The sequence below is a fragment of the Pseudonocardia alni genome (genome assembly GCF_002813375.1).
Lineage (GTDB): Bacteria > Actinomycetota > Actinomycetes > Mycobacteriales > Pseudonocardiaceae > Pseudonocardia > Pseudonocardia alni.
Map to the genome: position 1 here is coordinate 3,399,971 of NZ_PHUJ01000003.1, position 17,928 is coordinate 3,417,898.

General features: G+C 75.2%; 16 protein-coding genes and 1 pseudogene. 11 read left to right on the top strand and 6 right to left on the bottom strand.

Features of this window, described 5'->3' with window-relative positions:
- The first annotated feature begins 147 nt into the window (after positions 1 to 147).
- From ATL51_RS16840 to ATL51_RS16870, 7 genes and pseudogenes are all read left to right on the top strand, one after another.
- Complete coding sequence (locus tag ATL51_RS16840) at positions 148 to 996, top strand: LytR/AlgR family response regulator transcription factor (protein WP_174525578.1); 849 nt, start codon at positions 148 to 150, stop codon at positions 994 to 996.
- Entirely contained in the window at positions 993 to 3,461 is a 2,469-nt protein-coding gene (locus tag ATL51_RS29065) for a DUF485 domain-containing protein (protein WP_208623006.1), read from the top strand. The genes ATL51_RS16840 and ATL51_RS29065 overlap by 4 nt, the downstream gene beginning before the upstream one ends.
- Positions 3,458 to 5,215 (top strand): sodium/solute symporter, encoded by a 1,758-nt coding sequence (locus tag ATL51_RS16850; protein ID WP_100879140.1) that lies wholly within the window; start codon positions 3,458 to 3,460, stop codon positions 5,213 to 5,215. The genes ATL51_RS29065 and ATL51_RS16850 overlap by 4 nt, the downstream gene beginning before the upstream one ends.
- 216 nt (positions 5,216 to 5,431) lie before the next feature.
- A complete protein-coding gene (locus ATL51_RS16855) occupies positions 5,432 to 5,773 on the top strand; it encodes a DUF485 domain-containing protein (RefSeq protein ID WP_100879141.1) in 342 nt (113 codons plus the stop codon).
- Positions 5,770 to 7,362, top strand: a pseudogene (locus ATL51_RS16860) (solute symporter family protein); the annotation flags it as partial. The gene ATL51_RS16855 and the pseudogene ATL51_RS16860, both read left to right, overlap by 4 nt.
- Positions 7,363 to 7,798: 436 nt before the next feature.
- Positions 7,799 to 8,128 carry a rhodanese-like domain-containing protein gene (locus ATL51_RS16865; protein ID WP_062399145.1) on the top strand — a complete coding sequence of 110 codons (330 nt, stop codon included), beginning with the start codon at positions 7,799 to 7,801 and terminating at the stop codon, positions 8,126 to 8,128.
- A 123-nt stretch (positions 8,129 to 8,251) separates the two neighbouring features.
- Positions 8,252 to 9,160, top strand: a complete 909-nt coding sequence (locus ATL51_RS16870; RefSeq protein WP_157818396.1) for a DUF4328 domain-containing protein — start codon at positions 8,252 to 8,254, stop codon at positions 9,158 to 9,160.
- 606 nt (positions 9,161 to 9,766) lie between these two features.
- On the opposite strand, the gene ATL51_RS16880 is transcribed toward ATL51_RS16870, so the two are convergent.
- From ATL51_RS16880 to ATL51_RS16890, 3 genes are all read right to left on the bottom strand, one after another.
- Positions 9,767 to 10,198, bottom strand: coding sequence for a hypothetical protein (locus ATL51_RS16880; protein ID WP_073573761.1), 432 nt, complete (start codon positions 10,196 to 10,198; stop codon positions 9,767 to 9,769).
- A 152-nt stretch (positions 10,199 to 10,350) separates the two neighbouring features.
- On the bottom strand, positions 10,351 to 11,061 hold the full coding sequence (locus ATL51_RS16885) for a hypothetical protein (protein WP_100879145.1): 711 nt from the start codon (positions 11,059 to 11,061) through the stop codon (positions 10,351 to 10,353).
- Between the two features lie 157 nt (positions 11,062 to 11,218).
- Entirely contained in the window at positions 11,219 to 12,457 is a 1,239-nt protein-coding gene (locus ATL51_RS16890) for a cytochrome P450 (protein WP_100879146.1), read from the bottom strand.
- 21 nt (positions 12,458 to 12,478) lie between these two features.
- On the opposite strand from ATL51_RS16890, the gene ATL51_RS16895 reads away from it, so the two are divergent.
- Positions 12,479 to 13,408 (top strand): DUF5926 family protein, encoded by a 930-nt coding sequence (locus ATL51_RS16895; RefSeq protein ID WP_100879147.1) that lies wholly within the window; start codon positions 12,479 to 12,481, stop codon positions 13,406 to 13,408.
- Positions 13,409 to 13,473: 65 nt separating this feature from the next.
- Here the strand turns inward: ATL51_RS16895 and ATL51_RS16900 are convergent, their stop codons facing one another.
- Both ATL51_RS16900 and ATL51_RS16905 read right to left on the bottom strand, forming a co-directional pair.
- Positions 13,474 to 14,010, bottom strand: coding sequence for a ferritin (locus ATL51_RS16900; RefSeq protein ID WP_083657986.1), 537 nt, complete (start codon positions 14,008 to 14,010; stop codon positions 13,474 to 13,476).
- Between the two features lie 107 nt (positions 14,011 to 14,117).
- A complete protein-coding gene (locus ATL51_RS16905) occupies positions 14,118 to 14,951 on the bottom strand; it encodes a CPBP family intramembrane glutamic endopeptidase (RefSeq protein WP_100879148.1) in 834 nt (277 codons plus the stop codon).
- Positions 14,952 to 15,256: 305 nt separating this feature from the next.
- Here ATL51_RS16905 and ATL51_RS16910 point away from each other — a divergent pair, with 305 nt between their 5' ends.
- Positions 15,257 to 15,784: a hypothetical protein gene (locus tag ATL51_RS16910; protein WP_301549259.1), complete on the top strand. Its 528-nt coding sequence runs from the start codon at positions 15,257 to 15,259 to the stop codon at positions 15,782 to 15,784.
- Complete coding sequence (locus ATL51_RS16915; RefSeq protein WP_073573766.1) at positions 15,781 to 16,104, top strand: DUF3817 domain-containing protein; 324 nt, start codon at positions 15,781 to 15,783, stop codon at positions 16,102 to 16,104. The genes ATL51_RS16910 and ATL51_RS16915 overlap by 4 nt, the downstream gene beginning before the upstream one ends.
- Before the next feature lie 7 nt (positions 16,105 to 16,111).
- On the opposite strand, the gene ATL51_RS16920 is transcribed toward ATL51_RS16915, so the two are convergent.
- Positions 16,112 to 16,882, bottom strand: coding sequence for a DUF2470 domain-containing protein (locus ATL51_RS16920; RefSeq protein ID WP_073573767.1), 771 nt, complete (start codon positions 16,880 to 16,882; stop codon positions 16,112 to 16,114).
- Between the two features lie 129 nt (positions 16,883 to 17,011).
- Here ATL51_RS16920 and ATL51_RS16925 point away from each other — a divergent pair, with 129 nt between their 5' ends.
- A complete protein-coding gene (locus ATL51_RS16925; RefSeq protein ID WP_083657987.1) occupies positions 17,012 to 17,920 on the top strand; it encodes a hypothetical protein in 909 nt (302 codons plus the stop codon).
- Positions 17,921 to 17,928 lie beyond the last annotated feature (8 nt).

The window sequence follows — 17,928 nt, forward strand, 5'->3', positions numbered from 1 at the left end:
CCGCGCTGCACCCCGTGTCCGGCCGGTCACCGATCCGGTTCGTGCCCTGGCATCACGCGCGTCGGCACGTCACCATGGTCGCGGCGCCGGGCGATCATCGAGCGGATGGGCTTCCCGGCGCAGGCCCGGAAGCAGGATGAGGAGATCGTGGACAGCAACGACACCACTCGCGGACTGGTCGTTCTCGCGGTGGACGACGAGCAGCCCGCGCTCGAGGAGATGGCCTTCCTGCTCGACGAGGACCCGCGCGTCGCGACGGTCCTCAAGGCCGGCGAGTCCACCGAGGCCCTGCGCATCCTGAACGGCCGCCGGGCCGGGGCGGCCGCGGGAGCCGGCGCGGGGGGCGGCGCGGACGTCGCCGAGCAGACCGACATCGACGCCGTGTTCCTCGACATCCGCATGCCCGGTCTCGACGGCCTGGAGCTGGCCCGGGTGCTGCAGAACATGGCCGTGCAGCCGGCGATCGTCTTCGTCACCGCGCACGACGACCGCGCGGTCGACGCCTACGACGTCGGTGCGATCGACTACCTCCTCAAGCCGCTGCGCACCGAGCGCCTCTCCGCCGCACTCGACCGGATCCTGTCGACCCGTCGCAGCGGGCCGGTCGAGACCGTGCGCGAGGAGACCGGCGGCGACGACGAGGTCATCCCCGTCGAGCTGGCCGGCACCACGAAGCTGGTACCGCGGTCCGCCGTACGCTACGTCGAGGCGCAGGGCGACTACGCCCGGCTGCACACCACCGAGGGCAGTCACCTCGTCCGGATCCCGCTGTCGGTGCTCGAGGACCGCTGGCGCGACGCCGGCTTCGTGCGCATCCACCGCTCGTTCCTGGTGGCGCTGCCGCTGGTCACCGAGCTGCGGCTGGCCGGGTCCGGCTACGTCGTGCGCATCGGATCCGGCCCGGAGACCGCGGAGCTGCCGGTCAGCCGTCGGCACACCCGTGAGCTGAAGGACCGCCTCGTCCGCGCGACCAAGCAGGCGTGGAGCCAGAGGTGAGCAGGTCCACCGGCGGCGTCTCGCCGTCGGTGCGTCCGCAGTCCGACCGGGCCGCGGACGATCTCGACGGGTCCGACCGGCCCGGCACCGAACCCGACGCGACGGCCGCCGGGTCCCGAGCGGACCAGGCCTCCGCCGCGCCCGAGGGGCGTCCGGACCCCGCACGGTCGCGCCCGTACCCCGACGGTGCCGTCGCCGGTCTCGACGCCTGGAACCCGGCGCTCGAGCACCGCAACCGCCGTGTCGCCCTCGCGCCGGAGCCGTCCGGGAACGCCATCCCGGCGCAGCCGCGTGGCTCGTTCGCGTCCGGTCCGCACCCGCGGCCGGTCGGCGGGTACGGCGCGCCCGGGTCCGGGGGAGCGTCCGCCGCGTTGCCGCACGGCCCGGTGCCGGGGTCCGGTGCGCCCGACGACCGGGGGCGGCCCGCGCCGGCGCGGTCGGAGGCCGGTGGCACCCCGTCCGACCGTCCGGCTCCGGGGTCCTCCTCCGGCTCGGCTCGGCCGGTCGCCGGTGCGTCCGGCCCCGAGCGGTCCGGGTCCGGCCGCGCCGGTGGCGGCTCCGTGCCGGGAACCGGCCCCCGGCCGACCGCCCGCCCGGAACCGACCGCCCGCCCGGAACCGACCGCCCGCCCGGAACCGACCGCCCGCCCGGAACCGACCGCCCGCCCGGAACCGACCGCTGGACCGGGGCCCGCGGCGGCCGTTGCGCGCAGCGGGGGTGCTGCTCCGGCCGCGCCTGCACCCGCCGTCGACCCGACGTCCGGCGACCGGACCGTCGCCGACCGGGACGCGACCGCAGCGACCGGGGGCCGCGCCGCCCGCCGGGCCCGCCGCGCGGTCGAGGAACCCGCCGACGACAGCGGCGCCGGCTGGCTCCAGGCCGAGATCGCCCGTCGCGTCGCGGACCGGGCCGGGGGGACCGGCCGGCACGCCCGCGTCGACCCGGCCGGGACGCGGCCGCGGGACAGCGGGCAGCCCGACCACCACGACGCTCCGGCCCCCGACCACGGCGACCCGCCCCGCGGTGCGGCCGCCCGTGGCGTCGCGAACCCGGCCGGGACCGCCGGGGCCGCCGCGCCGTCGTTCGCCGCCCTTGCCCCGGCCGACCCGCGCCCGCAGGACGACACCCGGCACGACGGCGCCCCGCGCGACGACGTCCGCACCCCCGACGTCCGCACCCCCGACGTCCGCACCCCCGACGTCCGCGACCCGGACGCCCGCGACTCCGACGCCCCCGACGACCCCGACGCGCGTGAGAGCGACGTCCGGCCGCTCCACCCCACCCGCTCCCGCCCGGCCCGGACCCGCGCGAACCTCGTGCCGGATCCCTACGCCCCGGAGGGTGTGCGCCCCGGCGACGGCTGGCCGTCCGCCCCGGGCGTGACCCCGGCACCGGGCGTCGCCGACAGCGGGAAGCAGTGGCCCCCCTCGAGCGGCGGCTCCGGCCTGCCCCAGCGCGTCCCGGGCGCGACGTCGTGGTCGAACACCTGGTCCCCCGACCGCAGCGCGCTCCTGGCGGGCACCACCGACACGACCGGCGCCCCCGGGACCGCGGGCGCGACCGGCACGGCAGGCGTCACGGACAGTGCGACCCGCACCGACACGGCCCGCGGCCCGGACACGGCCGACACCCACGGCACGGCCCACGCCGGGATCCCGGCCCGTACCGGGACCGGGGACACGACCGTCGTCGCACCGGCCGACCGGCCGCGCCCCGAGGAGTCCCCCGAGACCCGTCCGGTCCCCACCCGCTGGTCCGCGGCGGGACGGCGCGGCCCCGTCGCACCGGTGCCGTACCGCCTCGCGGACTCCGCCGACCGTGCCGACGACGAGCTGGACGACGACCTCCCCGACGAGGACGAGCTCGACGAGGAGCTCGACGAGCTGCGCGGCGGCCCCCTCGAACGCACCGAGGTCATCTGGCGCGCCCCCGAGGTCGACAGCGTCGCCCCGGCTCCCGAGCCCTCGGCCGAGCCCGGTCCGGAGCCGTTCGCCCCGGCCGCCGCGGCGCCCTACACCGGGGCCCGCCCGCGCCCGTTCTCCGCGGAGCCGACCGACCCGCCCGCGGCCGTCGAGGAGCTCGACGACGCCGACGGCGCGGGGCCCGGCGCCGGGCGCGTCCGCGTCGTGCTCTCCGAACGCCGCTCGACCGCGCAGTCCTCGCGCGGGCTGTCCGACGTGCAGGACCCCGGCGCCGTCGGCACCCTGCTGCGCAACTCACTGGTCCGCACCCAGCTGCTGCTCGCGCTCCGGGTCAGCGTCGTCGCGCTGATCGGGCTGGGCGTGCTGCCCGCGCTGTTCATCGCGGTCCCGGTGATCGGTCAGGTCGAGGTGCTCGGCATCCGGTTGCCCTGGCTCCTGCTCGGCGTGCTCGTCTACCCGTTCCTGCTCGGCCTGGGCTGGTGGTACGTGAGCTCCGCGGAGGCGGCGGAACAGGACTTCGCCGACGACGTGGCCGATCGATGAGCCTGACCGCGATCCTGTCGCTGGTCGCGATCGTCCTGGTGGCGGTGGCGTCCGCCGTGATCGGCTCCGTCGCCCACCGGACCCGGCTGACCTCGGACTTCCTCGTCGCGTCCCGGTCGGTGCCGTCTCGGCTCAACGCCGGCGCGATCTCCGGCGAGTACCTGTCCGCGGCGTCGTTCCTCGGCATCGCGGGGCTGATCCTCGTCCAGGGCGTCGACGCGCTCTGGTACGCCGTCGGCTACACCGCCGGCTACCTGTTCCTGCTGCTGTTCGTCGCCGCGCCGCTGCGCCGGTCGGGCGCCTACACCGTTCCCGACTTCGCCGACGCCCGGCTCGCCTCGCCGGTGCTGCGCAAGGTGTGTGCGGCCGTCGTCATCGTCATCTGCTGGCTCTACCTGCTGCCGCAGCTGCAGGGCGCCGGGCTGACCGTCGGCATCGTCACCGGTCTGCCCGACTGGATCGGCTCCGGCGCGGCCGGGGTGATCGTGGTCGCCACCGTCGCGCTCGGCGGGATGCGGTCGGTGACGTTCGTGCAGGCGTTCCAGTACTGGTTCAAGCTGACCGCGCTCGCCGTGCCCGCCGTGATCGGCCTGGCCGTGTGGCTCGGCGACGGCCACACCTTCGCCCGCGACGAGCCGCCGGAGTTCCGCGAGCCCACGACCGTCTCGGTCGGCACGCCGGTGACGCTGGAGGCGCGGCTGGCCGTCGACGTCGTCGCCCGCGGCACCGTCGACGGGCAGGCCGTCGACGGCCCGCTCCGCTGGGTCGCCGGGTCCACCCACGAGGTCACCGCCGGGACCGAGCTGCGCTTCGCGGCGGGCGACCCGGTCCCGGTCACCCGCGGCGCCCCCACCGACGACGAGAGCTGGCTGCGCCCGTTCACCGGCTCCGAGCAGCACCAGCTGCTCGCGACCTACTCCCTGATCCTCGCCACGTTCCTCGGGACCATGGGCCTGCCGCACGTGCTCGGCCGCTTCTACACCAACTCCGACGGCCGGGCGGCCCGGCGCAGCGCCGTACTCGTCCTGGCGATGCTGGGCGGCTTCTACCTGTTGGTGACCCTGCTCGGCGTGCTGTCGCGGGTCTACACCCCGCAGCTGCTGGTCACCGGCCGCACCGACGCCGCGGTGCTGCTGCTCCCGACCGCGATCCTGGGCAGCGGGCTGCTCGGTGCGCTGGTGGGCGGCCTCGTCGCCGCGGGGGCGTGGGCCGCGTTCCTGTCGACGGCGTCGGGCCTGCTGGTCAGCCTGGCCAGCGTCGTGTCCACCGACGTGCTGCCCCGCCACGGCCGGATGACCCGGCGCTTCCCGCTGGCGACGGTGCTCGCCGGGGTGCCGCCGACCGTCGTCGCGCTCGTGCCGACCGGCCTGAACTTCGCCGAGGCCGTCGCGCTCGTGTTCGCCGTCGCCGCGTCCACGTTCTGCCCGCTGCTGGTGCTGGGCATCTGGTGGCGCGGGCTGACCGACGTCGGCGCGATCGCCGGGGTCGTCGTCGGCGGGGTGGTGTCGGCCGGGGCGGTCGTCGCCGCGCTGGCCGGCGCCGACGTCTCCGGGCTCGGCACGTCGGCCGGCTGGATCGGGGTCCTGCTGTACCGGCCGGCGATCGTCAGCGTGCCGCTGGCGTTCGCGACGATGGCGCTGGTCTCCAACTTCACCCGCGCGCGCCGCCCCGCCGACGCCGGCCAGGTGCTGCTGCGCCTGCACGCACCCGAACGACTGGGTCTCATGCGGGACCGATTGGACGACAGGGCCTGACGGGTCTCCCCCGAATGGGTCTACACAGCGTGACCGTTCGGACGGGTCGATTCCTCCGGACCGGGGTTCTTCGTCGGTAACGGCACGCAACGACGTTCCCCGATGCGATACCCCGTCGTTGTTCCGGGTGAAGTGTGTCCCCCGGGGGCGCGCCGCGGTCCCCCGGCCACGACGCGGCCCGGCTCCCCGCAGCACGACCCGAAAGGAACCGGCGCCATGAGCAGCCCCGCAGAGCGCTCGGCCGGCACGATCTACCAGCAGATCCAGGCGAGTCCCGAGTTCCGGGCGTACCGCAGCCGACTCCGGCGCTACGTGTTCCCGATGACCGCGATCTTCCTCGCCTGGTACCTCGCGTACGTCGGTCTCGCCAGCTACGCCCCAGATTTCATGTCCATCCGGGTCGTCGGGACGATCACGGTCGGGCTGCTCGTCGGCCTCGGCCAGTTCGTCTCCACGTTCCTGATCACGACCCTGTACGTCCGGTTCGCCGAGCGTGAGATCGACGGCCCGACCGCCGAGCTGCGCGCCCGGGTCGAGCAGGCGGAGGTCCGCGCATGACCACGTCGGTACTGGCCCAGGCCGAGTCGGTCGGCTCGGTCGCCGCGAACCTCGGGTTCTTCCTGCTGTTCGTGATCGTGACCCTGATGATCGTGCTGCGGGTCAGCCGCACGAACGCCACGCGTGCCGACTACTACACCGGCGGCCACGCGTTCACCGGCCCGCAGAACGGCACCGCGATCGCCGGTGACTTCCTGTCCGCGGCCTCGTTCCTCGGCATCGCCGGGGCCATCGCGCTCTACGGCTACGACGGCTTCCTCTACTCCATCGGCTTCCTCGTCGGCTGGCTAATGGCGCTCCTGCTCGTCGCGGAGCTGCTGCGCAACACCGGCCGCTTCACGATGGGCGACGTCCTGGCGTTCCGGATGCGCCAGCGCCCGGTCCGCGCGGCCGCGGCGACCTCGACGCTGGTCGTCTCGCTCTTCTACCTGATCGCGCAGATGGCCGGGGCCGGCGGGCTGATCTCGCTGCTGCTGCAGATCCCGAAGACCGACACGCTGTCGCAGGCGCTGGTGATCGTCGTCGTCGGCGGCCTGATGGTCGTCTACGTGCTGTTCGGCGGCATGAAGGGCACCACCTGGGTGCAGATCATCAAGGCCGGGCTGCTGCTCACCGGCGCCGCGGTCATGACGACCTGGGTGCTGGGCCGCTACGGGTTCAACCTGTCCGCGGTGCTGGAGCAGGCCACCGAGAACTCCGAGCGCGGCGAGGCCATCCTCAACCCGGGCCTGCAGTACACGAACAAGATCGACTTCATCTCGCTGGGGCTGGCGCTGGTGCTCGGCACCGCGGGCCTGCCGCACATCCTGATGCGCTTCTACACGGTGCCCTCGGCCAAGGAGGCCCGGCGCTCGGTGGTCTGGGCGATCTGGCTGATCGGCATCTTCTACCTGTTCACGCTGGTGCTCGGCTACGGCGCGACGGCGCTGCTGCCGCCGGGGACGATCACCCGCGCCAACCAGAACGACGCCGCGCCGCTGCTGGCCTACGCGCTCGGCGGCGAGATCATGCTCGGCCTCATCTCGGCGGTGGCGTTCGCGACGATCCTCGCGGTCGTCGCCGGTCTGACGATCACCGCGTCGGCCTCGTTCGCCCACGACGTCTACGCCAACGTGCTCCGCCGCGGCAACGCGACGCCGGAGTCCGAGGTGAAGGTCGCCCGGACGACCGCGCTGGTCATCGGCCTGGTCGCGATCGGCGGCGGGATCGTCGCCAACGGCCAGAACGTCGCCTTCCTGGTCGCGCTGGCGTTCGCCGTCGCCGCGTCGGCGAACCTGCCGACCATCCTGTTCTCGCTGTTCTGGAAGCGGTTCAACACGACCGGCGCGCTGTGCAGCATCTACGGCGGAGTGATCGTCTGCGTGGGCCTCATCGTGATCTCCCCGGCCGTGTCCGGGTCCCCGACCTCGATGGTGCCGAACGCGGACTTCGCGTTCTTCCCGCTGTCCAACCCCGGTCTGGTGTCGATCCCGGTGTCCTTCGCCCTGGGGATCATCGGCACCTTCCTCGGTGGCCGCGAACGGTTCAACGCCGCCCGCTACGCCGAGATGGAGGTCCGCTCGCTCACCGGTGCCGGTGCGGTGCGCGCGACCACCGCGCCGAAGGAGGCGCCGAAGCCGACCGCCGTGCCCGCCGAGGACCTCATCGGGATCCCCCGGCGCGGGGCCGAGGGTTCCGGTCGGCACCGCTCGCAGCCGCGCCCGCAGCCCCGGCCGAACCCGGGGCAGCAGCGTCCGCAGACCAGCCGCCAGGCCGGCGAGCTGTTCGGCAACACCGGGCTGACCGGCACCCAGCCCGCGGTCGGGGCCGACGGGCGTCCGGACCTGTTCGGGACCGGGCGCAGGCCCGGGCCGCAGGGCACCGGCGGGTACCGCCCCGCGCAGGGCACCGGCGGATACCGGGCCGTCCAGCCGCCGCTGGACCCGAACGAGGTGACGATCCCGCACGGGTCGCTCTACCGCGACGACGGCCGCTGACCCGCGCCGCTCACGGCGGGTTGACGGGGCGGCGTGGCAGGATGGCGCCATGTCCGACCCGGTTCCCGCCGTGAGCGTGTCCGATCTCCCCGCCGACGCCCCGATGCTGGACGTCCGCGAGCTCGACGAGTGGACCGCAGGGCACGCCCCGCACGCCCGTCACCTGCCGATGTCCGAGCTGGCCGGCCGGATGGGCGAGGTCCCCACCGACGACCCGCTCTACGTCGTCTGCCGCTCCGGTGGCCGGTCGGCCCGGGTCGTCGCCTACCTCGCCCAGCAGGGCTTCCCGGCGGTGAACGTCGAGGGCGGCATGCAGGACTGGGCCGCCCAGGGCCGCACGGTCGTGACCGACGACGGCAGCGCCCCCCGGATCGCCTGACCCGTGTCCGCGCCGGCGTCCCGACGGCCGGGCCCGCCGTGCCCGCGCTGCGGCCGGACGGCGCCCCCCGGAGGGGGTGCGTTCTGCCCGTGGTGCGGCCGGTACCTGGCCGCCCTGGACTGGGTGGCGACGACGCCCGGTGGGCCGGCCGCCGAGCCCACGGCCCGGCGGGACCGCTACGCCGGCCCGCCCCGCTACCGCGCCGTCCCGCGCTGGGGCCTCCCGGTGGGGCCCTGGCGGATCGCGCCGGTCCCTGGTGAGGGCCCGCTCCGGCCGGTCGACCGGGCCCGCGCGCTGGCCGCGCAGCTCGTGCCCGTGCTGTGGGTGGTCGTCGTCGTGTCGGGGGTCGCCGCCGTCGCCGAGGTGTGGCGGTACGTGCTCCTGCTGTTCAGCCGGTCCGACGCGTTGTCCCCGGAGGCCGTCGGCGTCTCCGACGCGCTGGTGTGGTTCGGCGGCTGGTCCTCGGTGGTGGCGACGATCGCCGCCGGGGTGCTGATGATCTCGTGGAGCCTGTGGACCTACCGGGCCGCCGCGGACCGCGCGGGCACGCGCGCCTGGCGAAGCCGCCGGTGGGTCGTCGCGGGCTGGGTGGTGCCCGGCTGGAACCTGGTCGCGCCCGGTTCGCTGCTGGCCGAGACCGAGCACGCCGCGCTGGACCTGCCGCCGGAACGGCGGCCGTCGCCGTCGCGGGAGCTGCTGGTCTGGTGGGCGCTGTGGGCGGCGTGCGTGGTCCTCGGCGCGGTCGTCCTGGTCTGGCGGTTCCGCACCGGCACCCAGGCGCTGGCCGACGGGGTCGTCCTGCACGCCTGGGCCGACGTGCTCGCCGCGGTCACGGCGTGGCGCACGATCCGGGTCGTCCGCCTGCTCACCGCTCTGCTGGCGACGCGGCCGCAGGGTCCCCGGCAGCTGCTGGTGTCGGCGACGGCGGGTACGGCCGGCGCGGAGCCGGCGGTCCCGGTGGGAGCGGCGGACCCGCAGGCAGCGCCGACGGCGGCACGGGTCCCGACCACGGCGGCGGACCCGGCGGGCTGAACCCGGGCGGAGCCGGCACCCGGGGGGCGTCCGGCCGCACCACCGGTGGGGGTGCCGGTGCGGGTGTCGGGGGAGCCGGCGGCGGCGCGGGAGCGACGGGCGTGGCCGCCCAGCCCGCCGAGCCGGGGCGGACCGCCGTCGACGGGCCCGCGGTCAGCGCGGCGTCGGAGACCTCCTCCAGCAGCTTGCGGACCCGCCGCACGGCCCGGTCGGGGCCGCGCACGACCACCGACAGGGCCAGCCGCCCGCCGTGCGGGTCGGCGACGGTGCGCAGCACGTGCCGGTCCGGTCCCGCCTCCAGGACGAGCCCGAGCCGCCCGCCCGCGTTCGGGGCGAGAGCCAGCGCGATCCGGACGAGCTCGGCGTGCGCCGCGCCGCGGACCTCGTCGCGGTGGTCGTGGGCCGCGGGGACGCCCCGGCCCGTCCGTCCGACGGCGGTGTCGAGCCCGCAGACGTCGAGGACCATCCCGCTGTCCACGTCGAGCAGGGCCGCCGAGCGGATCCGCGGGTCGAAGAACAGCGGCCCCAGTACGGCGGCCAGCCCGTCGGTGCGTACGGCGACGGCGTGCCGGTGACGTCCCATCGGTCGTGTGGGTCGCGGGGGCCTCAGCGCTGCTGGGCGGGGAAGAACGCCTGGCCCTGCTGCTGCGGCGCACCGGCCTGCGGCGAGGACATGGCGAACTGCTGCTCGATGACGCGCAGGTCGCGGCGGGCCATCGCCAGGTTGGCCTGGGCGCGGTTGAGCACGAGGTAGAAGAACAGCTGCTCGTCGGTGCCGCGGATGATCCGGATCAGGTGGTACTGGGTGTCGAGGGTGATCAGGATGTCCTCGATGTTCTCGCGCAGCCCCAGCTTCTGCATGACCTCGAGCTTGGTCCGGACGACCTCGGAGTTCCCGGGCGCGGCGACGTCGAGGTCGAACTCGGGGCTGCCCCCGCGCGACCCCAGGGTCATGCCGCTGTCGAAGTCGACGATCGCGACCGCGAACGCGCCCTTGATGTTGGCGGCCATGTCCAGGGAACGATCGATGTTGTTCATCTCAAGAGCCTTCCGCGCGGCAGTCGCCGCGACGATCTCGGGGAGTCCGCGCCGCGATCCCGTTCCGCATTCCGCGGAAATTGATCTCAGTACTTTACGGCGCCGGGGCGGACAACGATAACGCGCAATTCCGGAGCGTCAACACCCCGTCGTCACCCTGTGGTCGACGACGGGTCCAGACGGCGCAGCGCGGCGAGGATCCGAGCCATGGTGCCCAGGTCGTCGGCCCACCGGCCGCCCTCGGGGACGGCTCCGGCGTGCGCGTCGTCACCCTCGGCCGCGGCAGGGGGCTCGGACGGCTCGGCGGGGCCGGGCGCGCGTCGGGGGAGCGGGACGGCCGGTCCCGGGGTGCGCTCGGCGTCTGGTACCGGCGACGGCCTCGGTACCGCGATCGTCGCCGGTGCGGTGTCCGCGGGCCCGGGCGGCGACACCACGGGCGCGGCCGGCCGGGCCCGCATCATCGGACGTGCCGGGGCTGCGGCCGGGTCGACAGCAGGCGTCGCGACCTGCGGATCCGTCCGTGCCGGGGCTGTCGCGGGTGGGCGCAGTGCCCGCCGGAGGAGCGCGACCGGGCTGCCGGACCGGTCGAGGTGGGCGTAGGCGAGCAGCGGGGCCGCGCCGTCGCGGGGCAGCGCCCGCAGGAGATGGTGGTCGCCCTCCCGGGTGGCGATCACCGCGTCCTCGAACACCGGTCCGTCGGCGACGACCTGCGCGGCGCCCCAGCCGAGCACCTCGGCGAGGCCGGGCACGGCACGCCCGCCGGCGTCCGCGACGAGCTCGCCCGTGGTGGGGTCGGCGACGCAGGTGTACCCCGTCCCCGGCACGGCGAGAACGGTCCGCAGCAGTTCCGACCACGATTCCATCGTCGTCGATTCCACCATGTCGTCCGATGGTCGTCGACGTCGGTTCCGGTCGTTCTTGACGCCCCTTTTCCGTCGATGATTGCGCGGCGCCGTCGACAATTCGCCGACGGCTCCCAGGAATGGACCGTTCGGCTCTCGGGGCATTGCGGCATTCGGTTCATCGGCCGGTGTGGGCGGTCAGCCGCAGCTCCGCCCAGCCGCGCATGACGAACCGTGGCCGCCGGGCCGGCGCGCCGTCGACGACGGCGTCGGGCAGGCGTTCCAGCAGTGCGCGCAGCACCTCGGCGATCTCCAGCCGGGCCAGCGGGGCGCCCAGGCAGTAGTGCACCCCGGCCCCGAAGCCCAGGTGGGGGTTGGGGGAGCGGCCGACGTCGAGGCGGTCGGCGTCGTCGCCGAAGACGGACGGGTCGCGCCCGGCCGCGCCGAGCAGCGTCGCGATCCGGGTGCCCGCCGGGACCGGGTGGCCGGCCACCGTGGTGTCGACGACGGCGGTCCGCTCGAACAGCTGCAGCGGTGCGTCGAAGCGGATCAGCTCCTCGACGGCCGTTCCGACCAGTCCGGGGTCATCGAGCAGCCGCTGCCACTGGTCCGGGTGCCGTAGCAGGGCGTGCACGCCGTTCCCGACGACGTTGACCGTCGCCTCGTGCCCGGCCATCAGGAGCAGCACCGCGGTGCCGACGAGCTCGTCCTCGTCGAGCCGGACGGACGGCGACCCGGCGTCCCGGACGGCGATCAGGTCGGTGATCAGGTCCGGTCCCGTGCCGGTGTCCCCGGCGGGGGCGGCGCGGCCGGACCGGCGCTCGTCGACCAGTTCCCGCAGCAGCGCCGTGAAGTCGGCCGACGCCCGCTCGGCCGCGCGACGGCCGTCGTCGCCGGGGTCGGGCTCGTACATCCGCACGATCGCGTCGGACCAGTCCCGCAGCGGCGCCCGGCGGTCCTCCGGCACGCCGAGCAGGTCGGCGATCACGGCGACCGGCAGCGGTGCGGCGACGAGCTCCACCAGGTCGGCGGGGACGCCGTCGCGGATGCGGGCCACCAGGTCGTCCACCAGGGCCCCGGCCCGCGCCCGCACCAGCGGGGCCAGCCGCTCGGTGTGGCCACGGGCGAACGCCGAGGCCACCAGGCGTCGCAGCCGGGTGTGCGGCTCGCCCTCACGTTCCAGCAGCGAGTTGCGGTGCAGCAGGTTGAACGCGGCCAGCTCGGCTGCGGGCACGGCGTCGGACCAGATGCGGCCCAGGCCGCGGTCGCGCAGCACGGCCGAGCAGGCCGCGTGCGTCACCGCGACCGGGACGCCCAGACCGGGGTGGTCGTGGACCGGCCCGGCGGCGCGCAGGGCGGCGTAGGCGGGGTAGGGGTCGGCGAGGAAACCGGGGTCGGCCGGATCGAAGACATGCACGACCCGCTACCTTGCCCGGCGATGGGTAAGAAGACGCGCAACCGTGCCAGCACCGCCGACGCGGGGGACAACCCGCGCCGGCCGTGCCCCTGCGGCTCCGGCAAGCGGTACAAGGCCTGCCACGGCGCCGGTGACGACGTGATCGTCATCCGGCCGTTCGAGGGCCTCGCGGCGGAGCCCGACCTCGTCGCCATGCGGGAGTTCCTCCCCTCGGCGACGGCGGCCCTCCCGGTCCGCTCCGGCGGTCCGGTCACGCTGGCCTCGGTGCTGCCGGGCGCGTCCGCCGCGATCGTGCGCGACAACGGCGAGGTCCTGCTCGGCATGCAGGTCCAGACCCGCTCCGGGGACCTCTCGGCCGACCTGGCCGGGGCGCTCGCCTGGGCGCGCTCGGCCGAGCCGGGATCGTCGCTGCCGGTCGTCGGCGCCGGGCGGCACACCGGCGAGCGGCTGCAGGACGTGCTGGAGCCCGGCACACCGCTGGAGCCGACGGTGCACGCCGACTTCGCGTGGTGGCTGCCGTCGGAGAGCCCGGACCCCGAGGCCCAGGCGATGCTGGAGCGTGCCAACTCGGTGATCATGCCGACCGAGGCGGTCACCGCCGACGGCGTGCGTGGCGCGTACTGGGTCGACACCGGGTCCAAGGCGCACGTGCGCTGGGTGCGGACCGAGGACGAGACGACGCTGATGGCGGCGCTGGCGCGGCTGTCCGGCCAGGGCGGCCTGGAGCTGGGCGAGGGTTCCCGCTACGCCGGGTCGTTCCGGGCGCACGGGCTGCTCGTGCCGGTCTGGGACGTCGACCGGGAGATGCACTCCTCGGAGTGGGCGGGTCCCGCCGCGGAGTTCGCGAAGCGGCTCGACGAGGCGGTGGCCGGGCTGGACGCCACGCCGCTGACCGAGTCCGAGCACCGGGCGCGCGACGTGCTCGCGGGCAAGCAGATCACCCTGCGCTAGACGGCCGCGGGCCCCGGCGCTCCCGCGAGGAGCGCCGGGCCCCGGGTCGGACCGACGAGGGGTTCCTACAGGGCGCCGCCCGCGGCGGCCGGGGCGGTCGCGTCGGCGGCGTCGCCGCGCGCGAGCTCGCGGGCCACGAAGTCCTCGACGTGGAACAGGTCGTCGCCGGCGCGGCGGACGATGGTGAGCAGCGTCGTCATCGAGGCGACCTCCTCCACCTGCTCCTTCAGGAACCACTGCAGGAACTGCTCGCCGAGGTAGTCGTCCTCGTCGCGGGCGGTGCGGGCCAGCGTGGTGATCTGCTCGGTGACCTGCTTCTCCTGGGTCAGCGCGAGCTGCACGAGCTCCTCGACCGAGGCGAAGTCGTTCTGCACCTCGCCGACCGAGGGGATGGTCGCCGTGAGGTCGTTGTCCAGCTGGTACTGGACCATCATCATCGCGTGGTTGCGCTCCTCGACGGCCTGCGCGTAGAAGTGCGCGGCCAGCTGCGGGAGGTCGGCGTCGTCGAGCCAGACGGCGATCGCGAGGTACTGCTGGGCGGCGGTGAACTCGCTCCGGACCTGGTCGCGGAGCAGGGCGTGGAACTTCGACTCGTCGGTCATGTCCTCCAGGTTAGCGACTGGCGACGTTCCCTGGAACGGCTCCAGAAAGGGTGTCCGTCTCAGTTGGACAGGGTCACCTTTCCGCTGGTGAGGGCCGCTTTCCCGGGTCAGATCGGAAGTACGCCGCCGAGCAGTGCGTACCCCACGAACGCCACGACGTCGATCAGCAGATGGGCGCCGACGAGCGGCCACAGCCGGTTCGTCCGCTGCCAGTAGCGGGCGAACACCAGGCCCATGACGAGGTTGCCGACGAACGCGCCGATCCCCTGGTAGAGGTGGTAGCACCCGCGCAGGACGGCGGCCGCGAACGCCGACCGGTTCTCCGACCAGCCGAGCCGCCGCAGCCGGGTGAGCAGGTAGCCGATCATGACGACCTCCTCCGCCCAGGAGTTCGCCGCCGCGGACAGCACCAGCACCGGGATCCGCCACCACTGGTCGGTCAGCGTGCTGGGCGCGACGTCCGGGGTGATCCCCGCGAGCCGTCCGACCAGGTAGAGCCCCAGCCCGGGGAGGCCGATCAGCGCGGCCAGGCCCGCGGAGTGCGCCGCGTCGCGCCACGGCCGCCGCCCGTCGAGCCCGACGCGGCGCAGCGCGATGCCCGCCCGCAGCAGCAGGTAGGCGGCCAGCGCGCCCCATCCGGCCAGCTGCAGCGCGCGGACCAGCTGGAACGCGAGGTCGATCCAGGCGTCGGTGGACGCGGGCGCGTTCAGGGTGACCTGCTGGTCGGCCAGCGGGGCGGGGTTCAGCAGGGCCTCGAGCAGCGACAGCGCGCTGCGCACCGCGGACAGGCCCAGCGTCACGGTCAGGACGACGGCGATCTCCAGGCCGATCAGCCGTCGCTCGCGGGGGTCGGTGGCGACGCCCGGGAAGGACGGGGGCGCCGGGCTCAGCCAGTCCCGCAGGGCCCCACGCGGTCGTGCCGGGACCGGTCCGCTCGTCATGGGCCGATCATCGCACCGGGTGCCGGAGGGCTCCGTGGGCCGCGTCGCGGGCGGCGGACTGCGGGGCCCGAGCGTGCTCATCGGCCGGTGATCCACATCGCGCGCGCTGATCCGCGGCTCGCGCGCGTCCGGACACGCGCGGTCCGCGGATCACCGCGCGGACCGAGGATCACCGCGCGGGGGTGGGCGTGACCGCCGGAGGGGTGAGCCCACCGGGCGGTCGGAGACCACCGGAGGGGCGAGTGACCGAGCGCTCGTCGGGGCCCGGCCGTCGCCATGCCGGGGTGCGTACCCTGGTCGGCGTGATGCGGCTGCTGCTGTCCCCGAGGTGGATGGTCTGGCACGTCCTCACACTCGGCGCGATGGTCGCCTGCACCTGGCTGGCCATCTGGCAGTGGGGGCGGGCGGGATCGGCGATGGGCTCGGCCCTCAACGTGGGCTACGGCCTGCAGTGGCCGCTGTTCGCCGTCTTCTTCGGCGTCATGTGGTGGCGCTTCCTGAGCATGGAGATCGCCGACCTGCGGGCGGCGGGCGCGGCCGGACCCGGCGGGACCGCGGGGAAGCCGGACAGGGCGCCGTCGGCTACGGAGGCACCCGTCGCCGGGTCGGGGACGCCGATCGCGGAGACCGTCCCGTCCGCGGCCGCGGCCGCTGCGTCGGCCTCGACGTCGACCGCCGAGCCCGCCGTCCCGGCACCCCCGGCCGGACCGTCGCCGTTCACGTCCCGCCCGGCGAACGCCGCCCCGCCCCGCAGCACCGACCCGCAGCTGCGGGCCTACAACGAGGAGCTGGCCCGCCTGGCGGCCCGGCACCGGGAGGAGTCCACCCCGTGACCGTCGCGACCGCTCTGAAGGCCTACCGGGTCTCCGCCTGGGTCACCGGCGTCGGCCTGCTGCTGCTGACCTTCTACGCGATGCCGGCGAAGTACCTGTTCGGCGACCCGCGGCCGGTCGCGCTGATCGGGATGGTGCACGGCTTCCTGTACATGATCTACATCGTGTGCACGCTGATCCTGGCCGAGCGCTGCCGGTGGAAGCCGGTGTTCGCCGTGGTCATCCTGGCCGCGGGAACCATCCCGGTCGCGTCGTTCGTCGCCGAGCGGAAGGTGACCCGGAAGGTGCAGGCCGAGCACCTGGCACCCGCCGGTCCCTGAGCCCGGCTCAGCGGCCCCCGGCCGCCGGGCAGCCCACCAGCTCGGCGAACCGGCGCTGCAGCTCCTCGGGCGTGTCCGCGGGTGCGGAGAACGCCAGCCGCACGTCCTGGGTGCCGGTCGCGGTGGGCACCCGCACGCGGAGCCCGAAGCGGTCCACGCCGACCGGGCGGACCCGGCCGCCGGTGAACCCCAGCCCGTCGGGCAGGTGCCGGCGCAGCGCGCACAGCATCTCCGGGTGCGCCCGGTCCAGGTGCTCCAGCCACACCTGCTCGACCCGGCAGAACGGGTCGGGTTCGGCGGCCGCGAGCTCGGTCGGCGAGACCGGCGCGCAGCCCTCGGCGTCGGAGTAGACCGCCGACGACGGGTGCAGCCGCAGCAGGGTGGCGCCGCGCCCGGCGTCGAGGAGGTTGGGGTGCGGGGCCTTCTCGGCGAGCCGCAGCGCCCGTTCCCGGCCGGTCGTCGGGTCCGGCTCCTGCAGGGTCCCGACCAGCCACAGCAGCTCCCGGACCGGCTCGTCGAGCGGCACCGGCGTGCTGCCGGTCAGCTCGAGCATCACCGGGAGCCCGTCGAGGGTGAGCCGGGCGCGCTCGCGGAGCACGTGGTCGTCGGGCAGCAGCAGGTCGGTCGTGCCGTCCGGCCAGGTGTGGTGCATCAGCGGCGCACACGGTTCCGGCTCGCCGGTGCCGACGAGTGCCGCGCGGCCACCACGGGTGACGAGGCTGCGGGCTCGCTCGGCGACGGCGGGCGTCGGGGGGCGGCGCACTCGGGTCGTTCCCACTCTCACCTCCGATTAGGTAACCCTTACCTAAGCAGTAGGCAGTGTCGCCTGTCCAGTGCCCTGTGACGCAGGGGGGGCAACCCCCTCTGCGGGGGCGCCGTGACCCGACCGTTAGCGTCTGTCGGCGTGATGACCGTGCCCTCGGGTTCCTCAGCCGACCCGTGGCCGATCCGTCCGCTGCTCGCTGCGCTGGTCGATGACACCAGCCTGCTGCAGCCGAGGACCGTCGCACCGGGCGTCGACGCCGTCGTGTCGCGCTATCTCGCCGCCCGCGACGGCCACTACGGAGGCCTCGTCGGACGGCTGGTCTGCCCCGCGTCGCAGCTGCCCGCCGTCGTCACCGAGCTCGCCCGTTCCGCGCCGAGCCGGCCGGCGGAGCTGGCCCTCGTCGTCGACACCGGGCTGGGTGCGGTGCCGAAGGCGTTGTCGACCGTGTTCTCCCGCTCCAGCCTGCTCACCCCGAGCACCGTCGAGTGCGCCGCACCGCCGGACGTCGACGGCATCTGGCTCGAACGCGTCTCGGAGTTCGTGCCGGACGAGGTGACCCCGGTCGTGGAGCCGCGCCGCCCCGTCGAGGGGGACGAGGAGGGCACGCTCGCCTGGCTCGCCGCCGTCCGCAGGGTCGCCGAGCACGGCTGCACCCCGAAGATCCGGCTCGGCGGGCCGCGCGCCTCCGACGTGCCGGAGATCGTCGACGTGCACAAGTTCCTGCTGGCGGGCCTGGAGAGCGGCACCGGCGGGATCTCGGCCCAGGGCATCGACCGGATCGTCCGCGAGGACCCGTCCGCGTCGACGCCCCGCGGCCGCCACGGCCTGCTGAACCTGATCGCCGCCGTCGCGCGGATGACCGGGGTCAGCGCCTCGCCCGACCCGGCCGAGGAGGCCCTGGCCTGCACCGACGGCGAGAAGCTCGCCCGGGAGCTCGACGAGCTGCCCGAGGCCGCCGTCGAGCAGGTCCGCACCGTCCTGCCGCGCTGCGGCGTCGACCCGGAGCCGGTCCCGATCGCCGACCTCGTCGCCCTCGGACTGCTGGACTGATCAGGACG

Coding starts and splice junctions, on each gene's coding strand:
- ATL51_RS16855 (WP_100879141.1), top strand. CDS start 5,432: ATGAGCAGCCCCGCAGAGCGCTCGGCCGGCACGATCTACCAGCAGATC.
- ATL51_RS16880 (WP_073573761.1), bottom strand. CDS start 10,198: ATGAACAACATCGATCGTTCCCTGGACATGGCCGCCAACATCAAGGGC.
- ATL51_RS16900 (WP_083657986.1), bottom strand. CDS start 14,010: ATGACCGACGAGTCGAAGTTCCACGCCCTGCTCCGCGACCAGGTCCGG.
- ATL51_RS16850 (WP_100879140.1), top strand. CDS start 3,458: ATGAGCCTGACCGCGATCCTGTCGCTGGTCGCGATCGTCCTGGTGGCG.
- ATL51_RS16925 (WP_083657987.1), top strand. CDS start 17,012: ATGACCGTGCCCTCGGGTTCCTCAGCCGACCCGTGGCCGATCCGTCCG.
- ATL51_RS16885 (WP_100879145.1), bottom strand. CDS start 11,061: ATGGAATCGTGGTCGGAACTGCTGCGGACCGTTCTCGCCGTGCCGGGG.
- ATL51_RS16905 (WP_100879148.1), bottom strand. CDS start 14,951: ATGACGAGCGGACCGGTCCCGGCACGACCGCGTGGGGCCCTGCGGGAC.
- ATL51_RS16910 (WP_301549259.1), top strand. CDS start 15,257: ATGCGGCTGCTGCTGTCCCCGAGGTGGATGGTCTGGCACGTCCTCACA.
- ATL51_RS16895 (WP_100879147.1), top strand. CDS start 12,479: ATGGGTAAGAAGACGCGCAACCGTGCCAGCACCGCCGACGCGGGGGAC.
- ATL51_RS16865 (WP_062399145.1), top strand. CDS start 7,799: ATGTCCGACCCGGTTCCCGCCGTGAGCGTGTCCGATCTCCCCGCCGAC.